The sequence below is a fragment of the Helicobacter pylori genome, assembly GCF_014498195.1.
Classification (GTDB): Bacteria; Campylobacterota; Campylobacteria; order Campylobacterales; family Helicobacteraceae; genus Helicobacter; species Helicobacter pylori_DO.
In genome coordinates this window covers 1-19,425 of sequence record NZ_JACTGH010000006.1, presented here as the reverse complement: position 1 = coordinate 19,425, position 19,425 = coordinate 1, and the positions used below count along the sequence as shown (strand labels likewise).

21 protein-coding genes and 1 pseudogene are annotated in these 19,425 nt (G+C 40.1%); 19 read left to right on the top strand and 3 right to left on the bottom strand.

Going from position 1 to position 19,425, the window contains the following annotated elements; translation table 11 throughout:
- Positions 1-4 precede the first annotated feature (4 nt).
- From rplU to H7N67_RS03745, 15 genes are all read left to right on the top strand, one after another.
- Positions 5-319, top strand: coding sequence for a 50S ribosomal protein L21 (gene rplU, locus H7N67_RS03815; RefSeq protein WP_000119326.1), 315 nt, complete (start codon positions 5-7; stop codon positions 317-319).
- Between the two features lie 14 nt (positions 320-333).
- Positions 334-600, top strand: a complete 267-nt coding sequence (gene rpmA / locus H7N67_RS03810; protein WP_000940618.1) for a 50S ribosomal protein L27 — start codon at positions 334-336, stop codon at positions 598-600.
- A gap of 116 nt (positions 601-716) precedes the next feature.
- On the top strand, positions 717-2,366 hold the full coding sequence (locus H7N67_RS03805) for an ABC transporter substrate-binding protein (RefSeq protein ID WP_187939102.1): 1,650 nt from the start codon (positions 717-719) through the stop codon (positions 2,364-2,366).
- Positions 2,367-2,376: 10 nt separating this feature from the next.
- Positions 2,377-3,381 (top strand): ABC transporter permease, encoded by a 1,005-nt coding sequence (locus H7N67_RS03800; protein ID WP_187939101.1) that lies wholly within the window; start codon positions 2,377-2,379, stop codon positions 3,379-3,381.
- The gene (locus H7N67_RS03795; RefSeq protein WP_000443383.1) at positions 3,381-4,238 is read left to right on the top strand and encodes an ABC transporter permease; all 858 of its coding nucleotides are present in this window, start codon (positions 3,381-3,383) and stop codon (positions 4,236-4,238) included. The genes H7N67_RS03800 and H7N67_RS03795 overlap by 1 nt, the downstream gene beginning before the upstream one ends.
- Before the next feature lie 11 nt (positions 4,239-4,249).
- Complete coding sequence (locus H7N67_RS03790) at positions 4,250-5,113, top strand: ABC transporter ATP-binding protein (RefSeq protein ID WP_108328432.1); 864 nt, start codon at positions 4,250-4,252, stop codon at positions 5,111-5,113.
- Positions 5,110-5,916, top strand: coding sequence for an ABC transporter ATP-binding protein (locus H7N67_RS03785; RefSeq protein WP_000770530.1), 807 nt, complete (start codon positions 5,110-5,112; stop codon positions 5,914-5,916). The genes H7N67_RS03790 and H7N67_RS03785 overlap by 4 nt, the downstream gene beginning before the upstream one ends.
- 19 nt (positions 5,917-5,935) lie before the next feature.
- Entirely contained in the window at positions 5,936-7,018 is a 1,083-nt protein-coding gene (gene obgE / locus H7N67_RS03780) for a GTPase ObgE (protein WP_187939100.1), read from the top strand.
- Between the two features lie 36 nt (positions 7,019-7,054).
- On the top strand, positions 7,055-8,050 hold the full coding sequence (locus H7N67_RS03775) for an alginate lyase family protein (protein WP_187939099.1): 996 nt from the start codon (positions 7,055-7,057) through the stop codon (positions 8,048-8,050).
- Positions 8,051-8,288: 238 nt separating this feature from the next.
- Positions 8,289-8,843: a YceI family protein gene (locus H7N67_RS03770; protein WP_000738965.1), complete on the top strand. Its 555-nt coding sequence runs from the start codon at positions 8,289-8,291 to the stop codon at positions 8,841-8,843.
- 9 nt (positions 8,844-8,852) lie between these two features.
- Complete coding sequence (hemL, locus tag H7N67_RS03765; protein ID WP_187849119.1) at positions 8,853-10,145, top strand: glutamate-1-semialdehyde 2,1-aminomutase; 1,293 nt, start codon at positions 8,853-8,855, stop codon at positions 10,143-10,145.
- Positions 10,146-10,150: 5 nt separating this feature from the next.
- On the top strand, positions 10,151-10,414 hold the full coding sequence (locus H7N67_RS03760; RefSeq protein ID WP_042636549.1) for an AtpZ/AtpI family protein: 264 nt from the start codon (positions 10,151-10,153) through the stop codon (positions 10,412-10,414).
- A gap of 15 nt (positions 10,415-10,429) precedes the next feature.
- Entirely contained in the window at positions 10,430-10,834 is a 405-nt protein-coding gene (locus H7N67_RS03755) for a hypothetical protein (protein WP_042636538.1), read from the top strand.
- An 83-nt stretch (positions 10,835-10,917) separates the two neighbouring features.
- Positions 10,918-11,796 (top strand): carbon-nitrogen hydrolase family protein, encoded by an 879-nt coding sequence (locus H7N67_RS03750; RefSeq protein ID WP_187939098.1) that lies wholly within the window; start codon positions 10,918-10,920, stop codon positions 11,794-11,796.
- A 12-nt stretch (positions 11,797-11,808) separates the two neighbouring features.
- A complete protein-coding gene (locus H7N67_RS03745; protein ID WP_187939097.1) occupies positions 11,809-12,690 on the top strand; it encodes a polysaccharide deacetylase family protein in 882 nt (293 codons plus the stop codon).
- 53 nt (positions 12,691-12,743) lie between these two features.
- On the opposite strand, the gene H7N67_RS03740 is transcribed toward H7N67_RS03745, so the two are convergent.
- Positions 12,744-13,436, bottom strand: coding sequence for a restriction endonuclease (locus H7N67_RS03740; protein WP_187939096.1), 693 nt, complete (start codon positions 13,434-13,436; stop codon positions 12,744-12,746).
- A 10-nt stretch (positions 13,437-13,446) separates the two neighbouring features.
- Positions 13,447-14,556, bottom strand: a complete 1,110-nt coding sequence (locus H7N67_RS03735; protein ID WP_187939095.1) for a DNA-methyltransferase — start codon at positions 14,554-14,556, stop codon at positions 13,447-13,449.
- A gap of 96 nt (positions 14,557-14,652) precedes the next feature.
- On the opposite strand from H7N67_RS03735, the gene H7N67_RS03730 reads away from it, so the two are divergent.
- Together H7N67_RS03730 and H7N67_RS03725 are read left to right on the top strand one after the other, a co-directional pair.
- Entirely contained in the window at positions 14,653-15,021 is a 369-nt protein-coding gene (locus H7N67_RS03730) for a hypothetical protein (RefSeq protein ID WP_187939094.1), read from the top strand.
- Positions 15,021-15,983 carry a CobW family GTP-binding protein gene (locus H7N67_RS03725; RefSeq protein WP_187939093.1) on the top strand — a complete coding sequence of 321 codons (963 nt, stop codon included), beginning with the start codon at positions 15,021-15,023 and terminating at the stop codon, positions 15,981-15,983. Before H7N67_RS03730 ends, H7N67_RS03725 begins: the two co-directional genes overlap by 1 nt.
- Before the next feature lie 5 nt (positions 15,984-15,988).
- Here the strand turns inward: H7N67_RS03725 and H7N67_RS03720 are convergent, their stop codons facing one another.
- Positions 15,989-17,134 (bottom strand): YbfB/YjiJ family MFS transporter, encoded by a 1,146-nt coding sequence (locus H7N67_RS03720; RefSeq protein ID WP_024368944.1) that lies wholly within the window; start codon positions 17,132-17,134, stop codon positions 15,989-15,991.
- A gap of 334 nt (positions 17,135-17,468) precedes the next feature.
- On the opposite strand from H7N67_RS03720, the pseudogene H7N67_RS03715 reads away from it, so the two are divergent.
- Together H7N67_RS03715 and H7N67_RS03710 are read left to right on the top strand one after the other, a co-directional pair.
- Positions 17,469-17,795, top strand: a pseudogene (locus H7N67_RS03715) (IS607 family transposase); the annotation flags it as partial.
- Positions 17,792-19,135: a zinc ribbon domain-containing protein gene (locus tag H7N67_RS03710; RefSeq protein WP_187939092.1), complete on the top strand. Its 1,344-nt coding sequence runs from the start codon at positions 17,792-17,794 to the stop codon at positions 19,133-19,135. The pseudogene H7N67_RS03715 and the gene H7N67_RS03710, both read left to right, overlap by 4 nt.
- Positions 19,136-19,425: the final 290 nt, after the last annotated feature.

Here is a 19,425-nt window from a genome sequence, read left to right as displayed (position 1 = left end):
AGAAATGTCATACGCAATATTCAAGCATGGCGGTAAGCAATATAAGGTCGTTGAAGGCGATATTGTTTTACTGGATAAAATGAATAAAGAGCCTAAGGCTTTAGTGGAATTAGTGGAAGTGTTAGCCGTATCCAAAGAGGGCAAACTCTCTTGCGGGAAACCCTTTGTGAATGGGGCTAAAATTGAAGCGGAAGTGATCAATGAAGGGCGCGGCAAAAAAGTCATCACTTTCAAAAAACGCCGCCGAAAAGACAGCAAAACCAAGCGTGGTTTTAGAAGAGATTTCACTCGTGTGAGAATCACTAAAATTGTAGCATAAAGGAGTATTAAACAATGGCACACAAGAAAGGTCAAGGGAGCACGCAGAATAACAGAGATTCTGCAGGAAGACGCTTAGGCGTGAAAAAATTTGGCTCAGAATTTGTGAGAGCAGGGAATATTATCGTGCGCCAAAGAGGCACTAAAATGCATCCTGGTAATAATGTGGGCATGGGGAAAGACCATACCTTATACGCGCTCATAGATGGCGTTGTGAAGTTTGAGCATAAAGACAGAAACCGCAAGAAGGTTTCTGTGGTTAGTCAAAATTTTGGGGAATAGGGTAACCTTTAAAGGTCAATTAAACCTTTGGGTGTTTGTTAAACGCCTATAAACACCATAAAATATTTATAATTTAGATCTCTATCCTTTATAGAATTTGTTGTGGAGACTGGCTTATGAATAATGTTTTTGTTAAGGGTTTGTTTTTTTTTCTTTTGTTGTTTGGGTTCTTTTTGAAAGCCTCAGAAAGCCCAAACGCTGCTCTTAATCCATCTAAAGAAAATGTTTCTGTTGAAGAGCAAAAGCGTTTTGGAGGCGTTTTGGTTTTTGCAAGAGGCGCTGATGGATCGAGCATGGATCCTGCTTTAGTAACTGATGGCGAAAGCTATGTGGCGACGGGCAATATTTATGACACGCTCGTGCAATTCAAATACGGCACCACAGAAATTGAACCCGCCTTAGCGACAAGCTGGGAAATATCCCCAGATGGTCTTGTATATACCTTTCATTTACGCAAAGGGGTTTATTTCCACCAGACGAAGTATTGGAATAAAAAAGTGGAGTTTAGCGCTAAAGACGTGCTGTTTTCTTTTGAGCGCCAGATGGATAAGGCTAAACGATACTACAGCCCAGGGGCTAAAAGCTATAAGTATTGGGAAGGCATGGGCATGTCTCATATTATTAAGAGCATTGAAGCTTTAGATGATTACACGATCAAATTCACGCTTAATGGGCCAGAAGCTCCGTTTTTAGCCAATTTGGGCATGGACTTTTTGAGCATTTTGAGTAAGGATTACGCTGATTATTTAGAACAAAATAATAAAAAAGACGAGTTGGCTAAAAAACCTGTTGGGACAGGGCCTTTCAAATTCTTTTTGTGGAATAAAGATGAGAAAATCATTTTGGTTAAAAACCAGGATTATTGGGGGCCTAAAGCGTATTTGGATAAGGTGGTGGTGCGCACCATTCCTAACTCTTCCACTCGCGCTTTGGCGTTGCGCACCGGCGAAATCATGCTCATGACCGGGCCTAACCTCAATGAAGTGGAGCAATTAGAAAAACTTCCTAATATCGTTGTGGATAAAAGCGCTGGGTTGTTGGCGAGTTGGCTTTCATTGAACACGCAAAAAAAGTATTTTAATAACCCTTTGGTGCGTTTGGCTATCAATCATGCGATTAATGTGGATGATTACATTAAGGTGATTTATGAAGGCTTTGCCCAAAAAATGGTCAATCCTTTCCCGCCCACCATATGGGGTTATAACTACAACATCAAACCCTATGAATACGATTTGAAAAAGGCTAAAGAGTTATTGAAAGAAGCGGGCTATCCTAATGGCTTTAAAACCACCATTTTTACCACTTCCACTCGTAATCCAAAAGGAGCGGTGTTCATACAAGCGAGCCTGGCTAAAATTGGCATTGATGTGAAAATTGAAGTGTATGAGTGGGGGGCTTATTTGAAAAGAACGGGCTTAGGCGAGCATGAAATGGCGTTTGCAGGCTGGATGGCAGACATTGCGGATCCGGATAATTTCTTATACACCTTATGGAGCAAGCAAGCTGCTTCAGCTATACCCACTCAAAATGGTTCCTTTTATAAGAGCGACGCCTTTTCCGATCTTCTTGTAAAGGCTAAACGGGTTTCGGATCAAAAGGAGAGGGAAGCCCTTTATTTAAAGGCACAAGAAATTATCCATAAAGACGCACCTTATGTGCCTTTAGCTTATCCTTATTCAGTGGTGCCGCATTTGTCTAAAGTCAAAGGCTATAAAACGACCGGAGTGAGCGTGAATCGCTTCTTTAAGGTGTATTTAGAAAAATAAAAGGGGTTGCATGCTGAGTTTTATCATCAAGCGTATTTTGTGGGCGATCCCCACGCTGTTTGGAGTGAGCATTATCGTGTTTATGATGGTGCATTTAGTGCCAGGAGATCCGGCATTAGTGATTTTAGGCGAAAAGGCCAATCAAGCCGCTATTGACGCTTTAAGAGAGCAATTTGGATTGAATAAGCCCTTGATAGAGCAGTATTTTTTCTTTATCAATAATGTGTTGCATGGCAATTTTGGCACTTCTATCATGACTGGTGAGCCTGTGATGCATGAGTTTTGGCAACGCTTCCCGGCTACGGTGGAATTAGCCTTGATCGCTTTGTTTATGGCTCTTGTTTTGGGTATTAGCGTTGGCGTGTTAGCTGCGATCAAACGCTATAGCGTGTTTGATTATTCCAGCATGACTTTCGCTTTAGCCGGGATTTCTATGCCGGTGTTTTGGCTAGGGCTTATGCTGATTTATATTTTCAGCGTGCAATTGGGGTGGTTGCCTGTTTTTGGGCGTTTGAGCGATGTGTATTATTTAGATGGCCCCACAGGTTTTTATTTGATAGACAGCTTGATTACAAGGGATTATGGGGCGTTTGTGGATACGATTAAGCACTTGATTTTGCCTAGCATTGTGTTAGCCACGGTTTCTACCGCTGTTATTGCGAGGATGACTCGCGCGAGCATGGCAGAAGTGTCTAAAGAAGATTACGTACGCACCGCTAAAGCTAAGGGGTGTAGCTCCTTTAGGGTGATTTTTGTGCACACTTTGCGTAACGCTTTAATCCCTGTAACGACTATCGCAGGCTTGATGCTGGCCGGGCTTTTAGGGGGGAGCATGATAACTGAAACGGTTTTCTCATGGCCTGGGATTGGCAAGTGGATCGTTAATGCACTCAACCAGCGCGATTTCCCGATTATCCAGTCTATGTCTTTGATTATTGCCATGATGTACATTGGGGCTAATCTCTTAGTGGATATTTTATACGCTTTTATTGATCCTAGGATAAGGTTGTCATAATGGAGTCTTTTAGAGAATTTATCCAACAATTCAAAAAAAATAAGGCGGCGGTCGTTGGGGCATGGATTGTGCTTTTATTGGTGGTTTGCGCTGTTTTTGCGCCCCTTTTAGCTCCGCATGATCCTTATGTCCAAAACGCGCAAGATCGCCTTTTAAAGCCTATATGGGAGCATGGGGGGAATGCTAAATACCTTTTAGGCACCGATGATTTGGGGCGCGATATTTTGAGTCGCTTGATCTATGGGGCTAGGATTTCTTTAACCATAGGGATTGTTTCTATGGGGATTGCGGTGTTTTTTGGCACGATACTAGGGCTAATAGCGGGGTATTTTGGGGGGAAAACAGATGCAATTATCATGCGTATCATGGACATCATGTTCGCTTTGCCCTCTATTTTATTGATCGTGATTGTGGTTGCGGTGTTAGGGCCTTCACTCACTAACGCCATGCTCGCTATTGGGTTTGTGGGGATTCCTGGATTTGCACGATTGGTGCGCAGTTCTGTGCTAGGCGAAAAAGAAAAAGAATACGTGATCGCTTCTAAAATCAATGGCTCTTCGCATCTTCGTTTGATGTGTAAGGTGATCTTCCCTAATTGCATCATCCCTTTGATCGTGCAAACGACAATGGGTTTTGCTTCCACGGTTTTAGAAGCGGCCGCGCTGAGCTTCTTAGGTCTTGGGGCCCAACCTCCCAAACCTGAATGGGGAGCGATGCTGATGAACTCCATGCAATACATCGCTACCGCTCCTTGGATGCTTGTTTTCCCTGGGGTGATGATTTTTTTAACGGTCATGAGTTTTAATCTGGTAGGCGATGGCATCATGGACGCTTTAGATCCTAAACGAGCCTCTTAAAAGGAGCTTGCATGATTTTAGAAGTTAAAGATTTAAAAACTTATTTTTTCACCGATAAGGGCGTGAATAAAGCAGTAGATGGCGTGAGTTTTGGCTTAAAAAAGTCTCAAACGCTTTGCATTGTAGGGGAGAGCGGGAGCGGGAAAAGCATCACTTCGCTTTCTATTTTGGGGTTGATTGAAAAACCGGGTCAAATTGTGGGGGGGAGCATTCAATTTTTAGGGCAGGATTTGTTACAGCTCAAAGAAAAACAAATGCAAAAAGAAATCAGAGGTAAAAAAATTGGCATGATCTTTCAAGAGCCTATGACGAGCCTAAACCCTTCCTACACGGTGGGGTTTCAAATCAATGAAGTGTTGAAGATCCACCACCCTAACCTTAACAAAAAAGAACGCTTAGAAAGGGTGGTCTATGAGTTAGAGCGCGTAGGCATTCCCCATGCAGGGGACAAATACCATGAATACCCTTTCAACCTTAGTGGAGGGCAGCGCCAAAGGGTGATGATCGCTATGGCTATGGTGTGTGAGCCTGAAATCTTGATCGCTGATGAGCCTACGACAGCGTTAGATGTAACCATTCAAGCGCAAATCTTGGAATTGATGAAAGAATTGCAACAAAAAAAAGGCACTTCTATTTTGTTTATCACCCATGATTTAGGCGTGGTGGCACAGATCGCTGATGAAGTGGTGGTGATGTATAAAGGGCATGTGGTGGAGCAAGCGAGCGCCAAAGAGCTTTTTGCTGACCCAAGACACCCCTATACCAAGGCTCTTTTAAACGCCATCCCTAAACCGGGCAAAGAATACCGCAAAAAACGCTTAGAAACCGTGGATGAAAATGTAGATTATTTGAGTTTTCAAAAGGAGTTACGATGAAGCTCTTAGAAGTTAAAGAATTGAAAAAATCCTATGCGATAGACAGGGGGTTATTCAAGCCTAAAAGAGTGATCCATGCGCTCAATGGGATCAGTTTTGAAGTGGAGCAAAATGAAGTTTTAAGCATCGTGGGGGAGAGCGGTTGCGGGAAAAGCACGACAGCCAAAATTTTAGCTGGGATTGAAAGGCAAGATAGCGGGGCGATTTATTTCAATGGCAAGCGTCATTTGCATTTTAGCAAACAGGATTGGTTTGATTACCGCAAAAAGGTGCAAATGATTTTTCAAGACCCTTATTCTAGCCTAAACCCAAGGTGGAAAGTGGGCGAAATCATCGCTGAACCCTTGCTGTTAAATTCTCATTTTTCAAAAAAAGAAATCAAAACAAAAGTGCTAGAGATCATGCAAAAAGTGGGCTTGAAATTAGAATGGATCGATCGTTACCCCCACCAATTTTCAGGCGGTCAAAGGCAACGAATCGGCATTGCTAGGGCGCTCATTTTGCATCCTAGCGTGGTGATTTGCGATGAGCCTGTGTCTGCGTTAGATGTGTCCATTCAAGCGCAAGTGCTGAATTTGCTCTTGGATTTGCAAAAAGAAATGGGGCTGACTTATATTTTTATCAGCCATGATTTAGGGGTGGTGGAGCATATTAGCGATAAAATCATCGTGATGAATCAAGGGCAAATTGTAGAAACGGGGGATGTGGATAGCGTGATAAGCGCTCCAAAGCACCCCTATACGCAGAAATTACTCAATGCGGTGCCGCATTTGGAAAAATCCATGCAAAGATTTGCTGAATAAAAGAAAGGATCTTTAAGCTGTGTTTGTAGATAGCGTGGAAATCATCATCGCTTCGGGTAAGGGGGGGCCTGGAATGGTGAGTTTTAGGCGAGAAAAGTTTGTCATCAAAGGAGGCCCTGACGGAGGCGATGGAGGCGATGGAGGCGATGTGTATTTTGAAGTGGATAACAATACCGACACTCTAGCGAGTTTTAGAGGCACCAAACACCATAAGGCTAAAAACGGGGCTCCAGGAGGCACACGAAATTGCGCGGGCAAAAAGGGCGAAGATAAGATCATTGTCGTGCCACCAGGAACGCAAGTTTTTGTAGATGATAAGTTGTGGCTTGATTTGGTAGAACCTAAAGAAAGGGTGTTAGCCTTAAAAGGAGGCAAGGGAGGGTTAGGGAATGCACATTTTAAAAGCGCGACTAAACAACAACCCACTTACGCGCAAAAAGGCTTGGAGGGGGTTGAAAAATGCGTGCGCTTGGAATTAAAGCTCATCGCTGATATAGGGTTAGTGGGCTTCCCTAATGCGGGTAAATCCACGCTCATTTCCACCATCTCTAACGCTAAGCCTAAAATCGCTAATTATGAATTCACGACTCTAGTGCCTAATTTAGGGGTTGTGAGCGTAGATGAAAAAAGCGAATTTCTAATGGCGGATATTCCTGGCATTATTGAAGGGGCTAGTCAAGGAAAAGGCTTAGGGATTAGCTTTTTAAAGCATATTGAACGCACCAAAGTTCTAGCTTTTGTTTTAGACGCTTCTAGGCTGGATTTGGGTATTAAAGAGCAATACCAACGCTTGAGATTGGAGTTGGAAAAATTTTCACCCGCTTTGGCCAATAAGCCTTTTGGGGTGTTGCTCAATAAATGCGATGTTGTAGAAAACATTGATGAGATGGCTAAGGATTTTTGCACCTTTTTAAACTTAGAAGCGCAAAAATTAAACGCGTTTGATTTAGAGCCGTATTTGGGGTTTTTGCACCCCAATTTAACCAGCGATTTTGAAAATAACCCTAATGAAAAATCAGCGCTCTTTGTCTTACCCCTTTCAGCGGTTAGCGCTCTTAATACGCATGCGCTTAAATTTGTGTTGTTAAAAGCGTTACCCTAAAACGCTATTTTTAAACCATTCAAATAAAGGCGTGGAATGAAAAGATTTGTTTTGTTTTTATCACTCATGGGTGTTTGCGTTTGCGTTCAAGCTTACGCTGATCAAGATTACTTTTTTAGGGATTTTAAATCTAGAGATTTGCCCCAAAAACTCCATCTTGATAAAAAGCTCTCCCAAACAATACAGCCATGCATGCAACTTAACGCATCAAAACACTACACTTCTACTGGGGTTAGAGAGCCTGATGTCTGCACAAAGAGTTTTAAAAAATCCGCTCTCATGTCTTATGACTTAGCGCTAGGCTATTGGGTGAGCAACAACAAACAATACGGCTTAAAAGCTATAGAAATTTTAAACGCTTGGGCTAAAGAGCTTCAAAGCGTAGATACTTATCAGAGCGAGGATAATATCAATTTTTACATGCCTTATATGAACATGGCTTATTGGTTTGTCAAAAAGGCGTTTCCTAGCCCAGAATACGAAGACTTCGTTAAGCGGATGCACCAGTATTCTCAATCAGCTCTTAACACTAACCATGGGGCGTGGGGCATTCTTTTTGATGTGAGTTCTGCGCTAGCGTTAGACGATCACGCCCTTTTGCAAAATAACGCTAATCGGTGGCAGGATTGGATATTTAAAGCCATAGATGAGAATGGGGTTATTGCTAGCGCGATCACTAGGAGCGATACGAGCGATTATCATGGCGGCCCTACAAAGGGCATTAAGGGGATAGCTTATACCAATTTCGCGCTTCTTGCGCTAACCATATCAGGCGAATTGCTTTTTGAGAACGGGTATGATTTGTGGGGTAGTGAAGCCGGAAAAAGGCTCTCTGTGGCGTATAACAAAGTTGCAACATGGATTTTAAACCCTGAAACTTTCCCTTATTTCCAGCCTAACCTTATTGGGGTGCATAACAACGCCTATTTTATTATTTTAGCCAAGCATTATTCTAGCCCTAGTGCGGATGAGCTTTTAGAGCAAGGCGATTTGCATGAAGATGGTTTCAGGCTGAAACTCCGATCGCCATGAATTGTTTTGTATTCAAGATGATAGCGATAGCCATGCGCTTTAATCTTTTTATGAATGATTCAGAAAGTTTGGTTCAGTCAGCATTATTTACAAAAAGAGTTTAAAATAAACGCAATTGTATCTCTAGGCTGTATTTAGAGTGCAAATGATTATCAAAATGAATCGTTTTAGTTGTAAGCGTGCTTGTTTACACTAAAATAATAAGCGTTATTGATAAGACCACATTAAAGGATAATGAATGAAAAAAATGGTTTTGGTATCGGTTTTACTAGCAGGGTTTTTGCAAGCGGTGAATTTGGATTTATCTTCGGCTAAGCTAACATGGACAGCCTTTAAAACTAAGGCTAAAACACCAGTAAATGGGAGCTTTGAAAGCATCACCTATAAATTGGGTAAATCTCAAGATAGTTTAAAAACCCTTTTAGAGGGAGCGAGCGCGAGCATGGATAGCTTGAAAGTCAATTTAGGCGATGAATTGAAAAATAAAAATGTTAAAGAAGCTTTTTTCGCTCTTTTTAAAAACACTAACATCAAAGTAACTTTCAGGAATGTGATAGAAGGCGATCATGCAGGTTCTCTTACGGCTTATGTGAGGATGAATGAAAAGCTGGTAAAAGTGCCTATGCAATACACGATTGCTGAGGATAAGCTCGTGGTTAAAGGGGTCTTGGATTTATTGAATTTTGGCTTGAAAAACGAATTGGCGAGCTTGGCCAAACGATGCGAGAGTTTTCATGAGGGCTTGACTTGGTCGCAAGTGGAAATCCAATTTGAAAGCATGATTAAGGGATAATTTAAAATCATGGAGTTGTTGCACAGCATTAATGATTTTAATGAAGCTAAGCAGGTGATCGCTGGGGGGGTCAATTCGCCTGTGAGAGCGTTTAAGAGCGTTAAAGGCACTCCCCCCTTTATTTTAAAGGGTAAGGGGGCGTATCTTTATGATGTGGATAACAACCATTATATAGATTTTGTGCAAAGCTGGGGGCCTTTGATTTTTGGGCATGCTGATGAAGAAATTGAAGAAAATATTATTAATGCATTAAAAAAAGGCACTTCTTTTGGAGCTCCCACAGAATTAGAAACCACTTTAGCTAAGGAAATCATTTCTTGTTATGAAGGCTTAGATAAGGTGCGTTTAGTCAATAGCGGCACGGAAGCGACCATGAGCGCGATACGACTCGCTAGAGCTTATAGCCAAAAAGACGATTTGATCAAGTTTGAGGGGTGCTATCATGGGCATAGCGACTCCTTATTGGTGAAAGCGGGTAGCGGGTGCGCTACTTTTGGCTCTCCTTCTTCTTTAGGCGTGCCGAACGATTTTAGCAAACACACTCTAGTGGCTCGTTATAACGACTTGAACTCCACAGAAGAATGCTTTAAAAAAGGCGATGTGGGTTGCGTCATCATTGAACCCATTGCTGGGAATATGGGGTTAGTGCCGGCTCAAAAAGAGTTTTTACTAGGCTTAAAGGCTTTGTGTGAAAAATACCAAGCGGTGCTGATTTTAGATGAAGTGATGAGCGGGTTTAGAGCGAGTTTGAGCGGTTCGCAAGAATTTTATGGCGTGGTGCCGGATTTGGTAACCTTTGGTAAGGTGATAGGCGCGGGGCTTCCTTTGGCGTGTTTTGGGGGGCGTGCGGAAATTATGGACTTGCTTTCGCCCATTGGAGGCGTGTATCAAGCAGGCACATTAAGCGGTAACCCTCTAGCGGTGTGCGCGGGGTTGAGTGCATTGTATAAAATCAAAAGAGACAAAACCCTTTATACCCGCTTAAACGCTTTAGCCGTTCGTTTGACTCAAGGTTTAAAAAAGAGCGCTCAAAGCTATAACATCGCTTTAGAGACGCTCAACAGAGGAAGCATGTTTGGTTTTTTCTTTAACGAAAATGCGGTGCGTGATTTTGATGACGCTTTAAAAAGCGATACAGAGATGTTTGCAAAATTCCACCAAAAAATGCTTTTTAAGGGCGTGTATTTGGCATGTTCAAGCTTTGAAACCGGCTTTATTTGTGAGCCTATGACTGAAGAGATGATTGATTTAGCGGTTGCAAAAGCCGATGAAAGTTTTGATGAAATCATAAAAGGTGTGTGAATTTTTTGAAAAAGCCAAAGTATCATAAATTCATAGAGGGGGCGAATTATTTGAGCTTGGGGCTTTCTATGGTCATAGCGATCCTTATGGGCGTGGCTATAGGCTATGGGCTTAAAAAGCTCACTCATGTTTCGTGGCTTTTTTGGCTTGGGGTTATTTGGGGCGTGTTAGCGAGCTTTCTCAATGTCTATAAAGCTTATAAAAACATGCAAAAAGACTATGAAGAACTAGCCAAAGACCCCAAATACACACAAAACAAAACAAAATAAATACCATAAAAGCCCATGTGCCAAATCCAATGCTTGCTTATTTTACTTTTTATCAATATAGTTAGCGCGATTATCGTTTATTTTTTCCAAGCATTTCAAGGGGTTTTGAATTTTGAAGGGGGGTTTTTAGGGTTTTTTATCGTGGCGTTGTCTTCGTATTACGGCGTTAAAAAGCGTTTGGATTTAAGGAAACAAAATTCAATAGAAAAAGAAGAAAAGCAAAAATTCCAAAAATTCGCCCTGGGTTTGGAAATGTCTTTCAATGTGTGGCGTTTGGGGGGGTATGGGGTTTTACTAGGCATTTTAGGAGCGCTTTTATTCTTGCATCTTTTTAACGGGTTAATCTTTCTTATCGGCGTGTTTGTGAGCTCGCTCTCTAGCGCGTTATTACGATTTTTGAATAATAATGGTAAGTTTTGACACAAACGCATGTGGATTTTAACCCCTTTAACCCTCTTTTAATTTCTAATCTTATACAATAGAAACAAAAATGGGAGTGGATCTTGAAAACAAAAAATCCCGCTAAAAGAATCCTAAAAACCGCCGTGATTCAAATGCAATCCAAACCCTACGCCTTAAATGAAAACCTGCAATTAGCGCTCAACCTAGCCAAAGAAGCCCACGACAAAGGCGCGAATCTCATTGTTTTACCGGAATTGTTTGATAGCGGTTATTTCGTGAATGATAAAGACGTGGATTTTGGGTTGGATTTTAAAGCGATAGAGCATAGCGAGCTAAAAAGCGAGACTTTGAGAGCGTTAAGCGATTTTGCGAAATCTAGCGATACGCATATTGTGGCATGCAGCATTGAAAAAACGGATAAAAAACTCTACGATAGTGCTTATATCATTCCACCAAAAGTCGGGATCGTTGGCAAGCATCGTAAAATCTATTTGTGGGGCGATGAAAAATCGCGCTTCAAAAGGGGCAAAAAATACGAGGTTTTTACGCTGGATTTTGGGGATTTTAGCGCGAAAGTGGGTTTGCAAATTTGCTATGAAATCGGCTTTGGCGTGGGCGCGAATCTTTTAGCGTTACAAGGGGCTGAGATTTTAATCTATCCTAGTGCGTTTGGCAAGGCTAGGGCTTATAATTGGGATTTATTGAGCAGGGCTAGAGCGTTAGAAAATGGCTGTTTTGTGTGTGCATGCAATCATAGTGGGGAAGAAACTAACGCTCAATTAAAACAAACGCTAGAGTTTGCCGGCGATTCAAGAATCATCGCGCCCAATGGGAAAATCATCGCGCAAGCCACCAAGCTTAATGAAGTCATTATCGCTGAAATAGATTTAAACGAAGTGGCGTTGCAACGCCAAAAAATCCCTTATTTACAAGATTTTGACACCAAACTCACCAAAAAGGGGTTTGGAAAATTCACTTAAAAAGGAGCGATTATGGCAAAAGAAATTTTAGTGGCTTATGGCGTGGATATTGATGCGGTGGCTGGTTGGTTAGGGAGCTATGGTGGGGAGGATTCGCCTGATGATATTTCGCGCGGGCTTTTTGCGGGTGAAGTGGGGATCCCACGGCTTTTGAAATTGTTTAAAAAATACCATCTCCCTGCGACTTGGTTTGCGCCGGGGCATTCTATTGAAACTTTTCCTGAACAAATGAAAATGATCGTGGATGCAGGGCATGAAGTGGGCGCGCATGGGTATTCGCATGAAAACCCTATCGCTATGACGGCCAAGCAAGAAGAAGATGTTTTGTTAAAAAGCGTTGAGTTGATTAAAGATTTCACCGGCAAAGCCCCCACAGGCTATGTGGCGCCGTGGTGGGAGTTTTCTAATATCACTAATGAATTGCTTTTAAAACACGGCTTCAAATACGACCACTCGCTCATGCACAATGATTTCACGCCCTATTATGTGCGCGTGGGGGATAGTTGGAGCAAGATTGATTATAGTTTGGAAGCTAAGGATTGGATGAAGCCTTTAATCCGTGGGGTGGAAACAAATTTAGTGGAAATCCCTGCGAATTGGTATTTGGACGATTTACCGCCGATGATGTTTATCAAAAAATCCCCCAATAGCTTTGGTTTTGTAAGCCCGCACGATATAGGGCAAATGTGGATCGATCAATTTGATTGGGTTTATCGTGAGATGGATTATGCGGTATTTAGCATGACAATCCACCCTGATGTGAGTGCCCGTCCGCAAGTGTTGCTCATGCATGAAAGAATCATTGAGCATATCAACAAGCACGAGGGCGTGCGTTGGGTAACATTCAATGAAATCGCTGATGATTTCTTAAAACGAAACTCCAGAAAAAAATAGCGGTTAAAATTGCATCTAAGTTAGTGTGAATTTAGCGGGATTCACACCAACTGCTACAAATAAACTTTCAATTCATTCTCCATTAGTTTGATTGTTTTCTTTAGATTTTCTTCTTCTAAAGGTTTGAAATTTTTGTGTATGGGTTGGTTTATGTCTCTTTCGCCTTTGAGTAAGGTTACTATATTTAGATTCACGCTTTCAAAGTAGCTCATTATAGAATGCGTGGGTTTTGATCCCAATAGGGTTTCTGGCAAAGCTGAATAATCCCCTCCTAATTGACTTTCTAGCTGAAATAAATAACAAGATATATTTGGATATAAAGTCTTAAGGAGATGAAAATCTACTAATATTCGCTTTAGCATAGCGTTTTCCGTATAGGCTTTACATTCTATCCCCATAACCAATTGATTATCCACAAATATATGTTTATCCACGCTCAATCCGTAATAATAATCTTTCTTACGCTCTAATATATATGCCCTTACTTGTTTGTTAGCTATACTTTCTATATAGCTATCTTTGATAGGAATTTTTATTTTATTAGAATTTATTTCAAGCCTATTAGCTTTAGCACCAATATTTTGCCATGCTATTTTTACAATCTCTTCGCTGATGTGTTCTAGTAATTTGCCTTTAGCACTTCTTATAACTCCGCCATACGCCCTGTCATGTTGCTCCAGAGCATCTTTATCAATATCTTTAACCACGCTATTATAAACTTGTATAATATCTTCTATAGAACTCAAATCATACCTCTCAATTAAATAAATTTGTTACTTCTTTTAGTCTTGCTCTTGCTACTTCACAATATTTTTCGCTAATGTCTATGCCTATGAAACGGCGTCCTAGTTGTTTGGCGACTTTTGTCGTTGTCCCTGCACCATTAAATGGGTCTAATACAATATCATTTTGATAGGAAAATAGTTTTAAACACCGCTTTACTAATTCTTCTGGGAACATTGCATCATGCCCGTATTGTTTCATGTTGCGTTCTGGGGCAAAGTTCCACTTGCCATAAACCCATTTTTTAAACTCATCATCGGTTATGTCAATGCTGTCTTTATCGCCCTCTTTTTTAAGGTTATTTTTGCAAAAAATTTCAATAAACTCCCACGAATATTTTAAATAGGGTGCAGCAGGGCTTTTCCAGCTTCCCCAAGTGCAGTATTTGCAGTTGTAGTTATTCTTTTCCCATAAAATCTCGCCTTTCCAAATAAGCCCTTCATCAACGAAAAATTTGCTGATAAAATGGTGTGTAGGGATATAATCGCTAAACATAGGCTGGATATTGACAATGATTCGCCCTCCGCTTTTTAATACACGAATACACTCTTTAAAAATGGCAAAAAGCGTGTTGAAATACTCTTGCCAAAGATTTGTATCCTGCGTTGCGTTGTAATTGATGCCAAAGTTGTAAGGTGGCGAAGTTAGCACTATATCTATGCAATTATTTGGGAGCTTTTTTAAAAACTCCAAGCTATCTTCGCAGTAAATTTGATTAAGACAGCTTTGAATCTCATTTGTCTCCTTGCTAAACTCTTTTTTGTAAGATTCGTAAGCCAATCTTGCCTTTGCGTTTTGCTTTTTGTTGGCGACTTTTTTGGCTTTGTTGAAGCTCTTAAACACGATTTTGCCATTTTGACTAGAAAATGAACGAATTTTATACAACTCCTCTAATGTCTTTTGAACCAGCGTATTTTGTGTAGTAGATTCAAGCATTTTTAAATCCACAATGTCAAAATTAAGCGTGATATTTAAAGGATTAACAATCGATTCAATACCGCAAGATTGTAACAATGAAAGCGCATCTGTTATCTCATCTGGTGCATAAATATTTTCTAGCGTAAGGGTTCTATAATCCTGCATTAAATTTCCTAATCAACAAACAATTAAACAGCACAAGATTTATTCTTGTTTTTTTCAGTAAAATTGTAGCATGATTTAGTTTTAAAAGGTTGGAAGATGTGCGTTTTATGCAGGGAGCTTATCAGTTCTTTCCATTGGACCGATAGGACCGATAGTTATGAGATTAATGAGAATTTGAAAGGGCAAAATGCGCTTATTAGTGCCAATGAAAACGCCAGAGAACGCAAAAGAGCGCGACTCAAACGAGTGGGATTGCTCAATCAAATCCTAGCGTTTTATGGGCTAAAAATTAATGATTGGCAAGGTGCGAAGTTTGTGCTGTGCGATAAAAAAGGGCAGAGCGTGATCGTGAATGATTTAGGCGATTTGTGGGATAAGGCGCAAAACTTAGCCAAAAAAGAGATGGACGCGCTAGATTCTAATTTATTAGCGTTTTTAAACCAACAGACACACGCCACTCACTGATGCCCAAAATCCCTATCACGCTCATCACCGGTTTTTTAGGCAGCGGTAAAACGAGTTTTTTAAGCGAATATTTAAACCAAATAGATCACCAAGGCGTCGCGCTTATCATCAATGAAATCGGTCAAGCCGCCTTGGATCAACGCATCTTAAGCGTTCAGTATTGCGGTGAAAAAATGCTCTATCTTAACGCAGGGTGCGTGTGTTGCAACAAACGCTTAGATTTAGTGGAGTCTCTAAAAGCCACGCTCAACAACTATGAATGGCGCAGCGAAATTTTAAAGCGCATCATCATTGAAACCACCGGTTTAGCCAACCCGGCACCGATTTTATGGACGATTTTGAGCGACACTTTTTTAGGGGCGCATTTTGAGATTCAAAGCGTGGTGGCTTGCGTGGATGTTTTGAACGCTAAAACGCATTTAACCAACAATGAAGCTAGAGAGCAAATCGTTTTTGCTGATAGCGTTTTATTGACCAAAACGGATTTGCAAAACGACAGCAGGGCTTTAATAAAATTAAAAGAGCGCTTGTGGGCCCTTAACCCCAGTGCAGAAATTTTTGACAAGAGAAGTATAGATTACGAAAGCTTTTTTTCACGCAACAATAGAGTGCATCGTGCGATCTTGCCAGCAAAAGATTCGCACTCGCAAGGCTTTGAGACTTTAAGCATCAGGTTTGAAGGCACGATGGAGTGGAGCGCGTTTGGGATTTGGCTGAGTTTGTTATTGCATCAATACGGCACACAGATTTTACGCATCAAGGGGATTATTGACACTGGAAGCGGCTTTTTGGTGAGTGTTAACGGCGTGATGCATGTCATTTACCCGCCCAAGCACATTTTAAAGGATAAAAACAGCTCTAACCTCGTTTTTATCATGCGCCATTTAGAGCGTGAAAAAATCTTAAATTCATTAGAGGGTTTTAAGAGTTTTCTCGGCATTAAGGGTTTTGAAACCCAATAATTTTTCTATTTATTGATGGCTGTTTGCATTTTAATAGGGAAAAGAACGATGAAGCTTAAAACCAAACACACCCCACAAATGACAAAAATCAAAACATAGCCCAAATCCCCTAAAAAGATCGTAAAAAGATATGAAAAAAGCGCTTGAAAAATACCAAAAGAAAACACCACCCACGAAGACGCTTGAGCGAAATGCTTCGCGCCTGCAATTTTTAAAGCCATCATGCTGAATAAATTGATATTGGCGGTCGTGGCCGCTCCCATTATAAAGATGCTCAAATTGAGTAAAGAGATTTGGTGGAAAAAAATGGGTAAAAAGCATGCGATAGATTTTAAAATAAGGATAAAGATGTTGGCGTTTTTAGCCCCTAGCTTTTGAGCCATGGGGCCGCTGATTAAAGAGCCAAGCGTAGCGCCAAAACCAAAAAACGCCCATGAAGTTCCAGCGATAGTGGGGGAGATATTTAAATGACGGATCAAATAATCCACCCAAAAAAGCGTGTGCGGTAAAAAACCAATCGCATTGAGCGCGCAAGAAATGAGCAATAACCACAAATGAAAGGGGATTTTAAACGCGCTTTCTTCTTTTTTAACGGATTTTTTCCTTAAAGAACGGGTTTTTAACCCCACTAAGGAAAGGATAAAGGCTATCAAACAACTGCCCCCTAAAAAAATCCATGCCCATTTGATATTATAAGAGCTGATCCAAGGCAGAACAAACCCGCTAAAGACAGATCCAATGCCTACAGCGCTAAAAATAAGCCCCCCCACTAAGGCTTTTTTATGTTCTTTGACATATGGCAAAGAGAGAGGGGCGACTAAAATCATTAACGCGCTGCTAGCCACACCGGCGATAAAACGCCAGATCCAAAGCCAAAAGAAAGGGATACTATCAAAATAACAGACTAAAAAACTCAAAGCGATTAAGCCAAAACTGATTTTAGCGATGCTTTCTAATGACATTAATGGGCTTAAGAATTGGATTAAAAAACTCCCAAAAACATAGCCCATTAACACCGCAATACCCAGTTGGAAGCTTTGGTGTGGGGTTAAACTCCCTGATAAAATGAGTAGGGGGATTAAAACCACATAGCCAAAACGAGCCAAGCCGTTAGACACAAAAACCCCTAAAAAGCAAACAAACACGCGCATTTTAATCCTTAACAAACGACAAGTTATAAAAAAACAAGATCTTATATTATATTGAAACTTGTTAATTGATAGTGCATAATGGGAGCGAGATGAGAATAAATTTAAGGATTATCCTTTATCAATACCCGTATTATTAAAGAGGCCCCACGATTGAATGAAAAAGAGTTGGTTATTAGCGTTATAGGGCTTGTTTCAAAAGCGCTTCATAAAAACAAGGCTTCTATTTAAAACAAGGCTTCTATTAAAATAAAGCTTCTTTGCGGTATCATTGCTGAAACAGATGCTAATAACTATGGGCTAGGCTTAAAGGAGAGCATCACTGAGAAAAAGTAGAGTCAGTGAATGGTGTAATGAAATAGGGAGTGGGTTAAACTATAAGAGAAAGATTTTTAACCGCATTTTGGAAGAAATTGAAATAGGAAAAATCTCTAAATTGGTTATCGCTCATAAAGATAGGTTTGTGCGTTTTGGTTTTGAATATTTTGAAAGCTTTGCTCAAACTCATGGCTGTGAAATTATGATAATGAATCAGTTCTCTTTAAGCCCTGAAGCTGAGATGACACAAGATTTATTGAGCATTATCCATTGTTTTAGTTCTAGGCTTTATGGCTTAAGAAAATACAACAAAGAAATTAAAGAACATCTTAAAAGTCAAGAATGATGCTAGTTACAAGAATACTCTATGCCAAAAATATCAATAAAGGTAAGTTAAAAGCGTTAAACGAACAAGCCCAAATTTTAGGAAAATTGTGTTCTCAAATATGGCAAGAATATGGAGCTTTAAAATGTTTGGATACGAGCGATAGAAAAATTAGAGATTTATGGGTTAAGGAAAAAAGGGAATTTAAAGTTTTAGCTAACGCTTGGAAAGAAACTTTAAGAGATAGCTTCAATAATATCAAGCTCTATTTGGAAGCGGCTAAAAACTCTATTAAAAAAGACATCTTCAAACACTATAAAACCAAAGAAGAGCAAAAAGAAGCCTTTATCCAATTAAAAAAAGATGAATGGCTAAAAGATCATTTTTTACACAGAAAAATGAGAAAAGCTTTCAAGCATGGTAAAAATTCTGTTTTCAATCAAATCATTGTCCGCAGCGATGACTACAAAGTTTTTGAATTGAACAATCAATGTTGGATCTCTATACCCTCTTTAATCAAAAACAAAAGGATTAAAATCCCTTTAAATACCACAATGGAATACAAACCTAGTGGCACTTTAAGACTGATTATAAAAAACAAGGTAGTGGAAGTTCATAGTTCTTATGAAAAAACAGATAATCGCGCTTGTGGGAATGAAATAATAGGCATTGATAAGGGTTATAGTGAAGTCTTTGTAACAAGCACTAACGAATTTTTAGGGAAGGATTTAGGTAAAATCCTCACCCAATACAGCGACAAACTAAAAGTCAAATACCAACGAAGAAACAAATTATTGGCACTGATGAAAAAAGCTCAAAAAAACAATCAACTTGAAAAAGCTAATCGTATTTTTAAAAACAATCTAGGCAAAATTAAGCAAAACAAAGAAAATCATAAAGTCAAACAAAGATTAAAAACCATTATTTACAACGCTTGCCATCAAGTAGTGGATAAGGCAAAGGTGGTTGTGTGTGAAGATTTAAAAGAAAACTTTTCAAAAAACACAAGTTATGGCAAAAACACTAATAGAAGACTTAATTCTTGGGTTAAAGGTTTAATAGCAGACGCTTTAAAAAATGTAATAGCGTGCAGAGGTTCTGCATTGCATTTAGTCAATCCTGCATACACTTCGCAATGCGATAGCTTTTGTAACAACCTTTTATTAGGGCGTCGTAAAGGCAATACTTTTTACCTATTTAATGGGGGAACTATTCAGGCTGACTATAATGCTGCTAGAAACATTTTAGCGAGATACTTTGACAAAGACATTAAAAGGAATACACCTTTTAATGCGGTCAAAGAAATCTTACTAAAACGGACTGATAGCTATCGCTTGACTACTGTGCAAGCAAGGCTTTAGTTGCAAATGAAAAACTTCATTTATCAACAAAGTGCGAATTACTTTAATACATATGGGCATTTGTCTATGTTTTAAGGAACAGTTGAACGCTTAAGTTATTTTTTTATAGTGGTTTAGAAGGTTAGCATGCGATTGTTGCGTTCTTTTTAAGCGTTATGGGTAGTTTACAAAACAACTCGCTATGACTGCCTAAGCCATAAAAAAGCGTTGCTTTTCACTCTATAAGTGCCAAGAATTTTAAAAATTTGGCTAAACGCTAGGATTTCACAATCTCAGTAAAATTGCTAAAG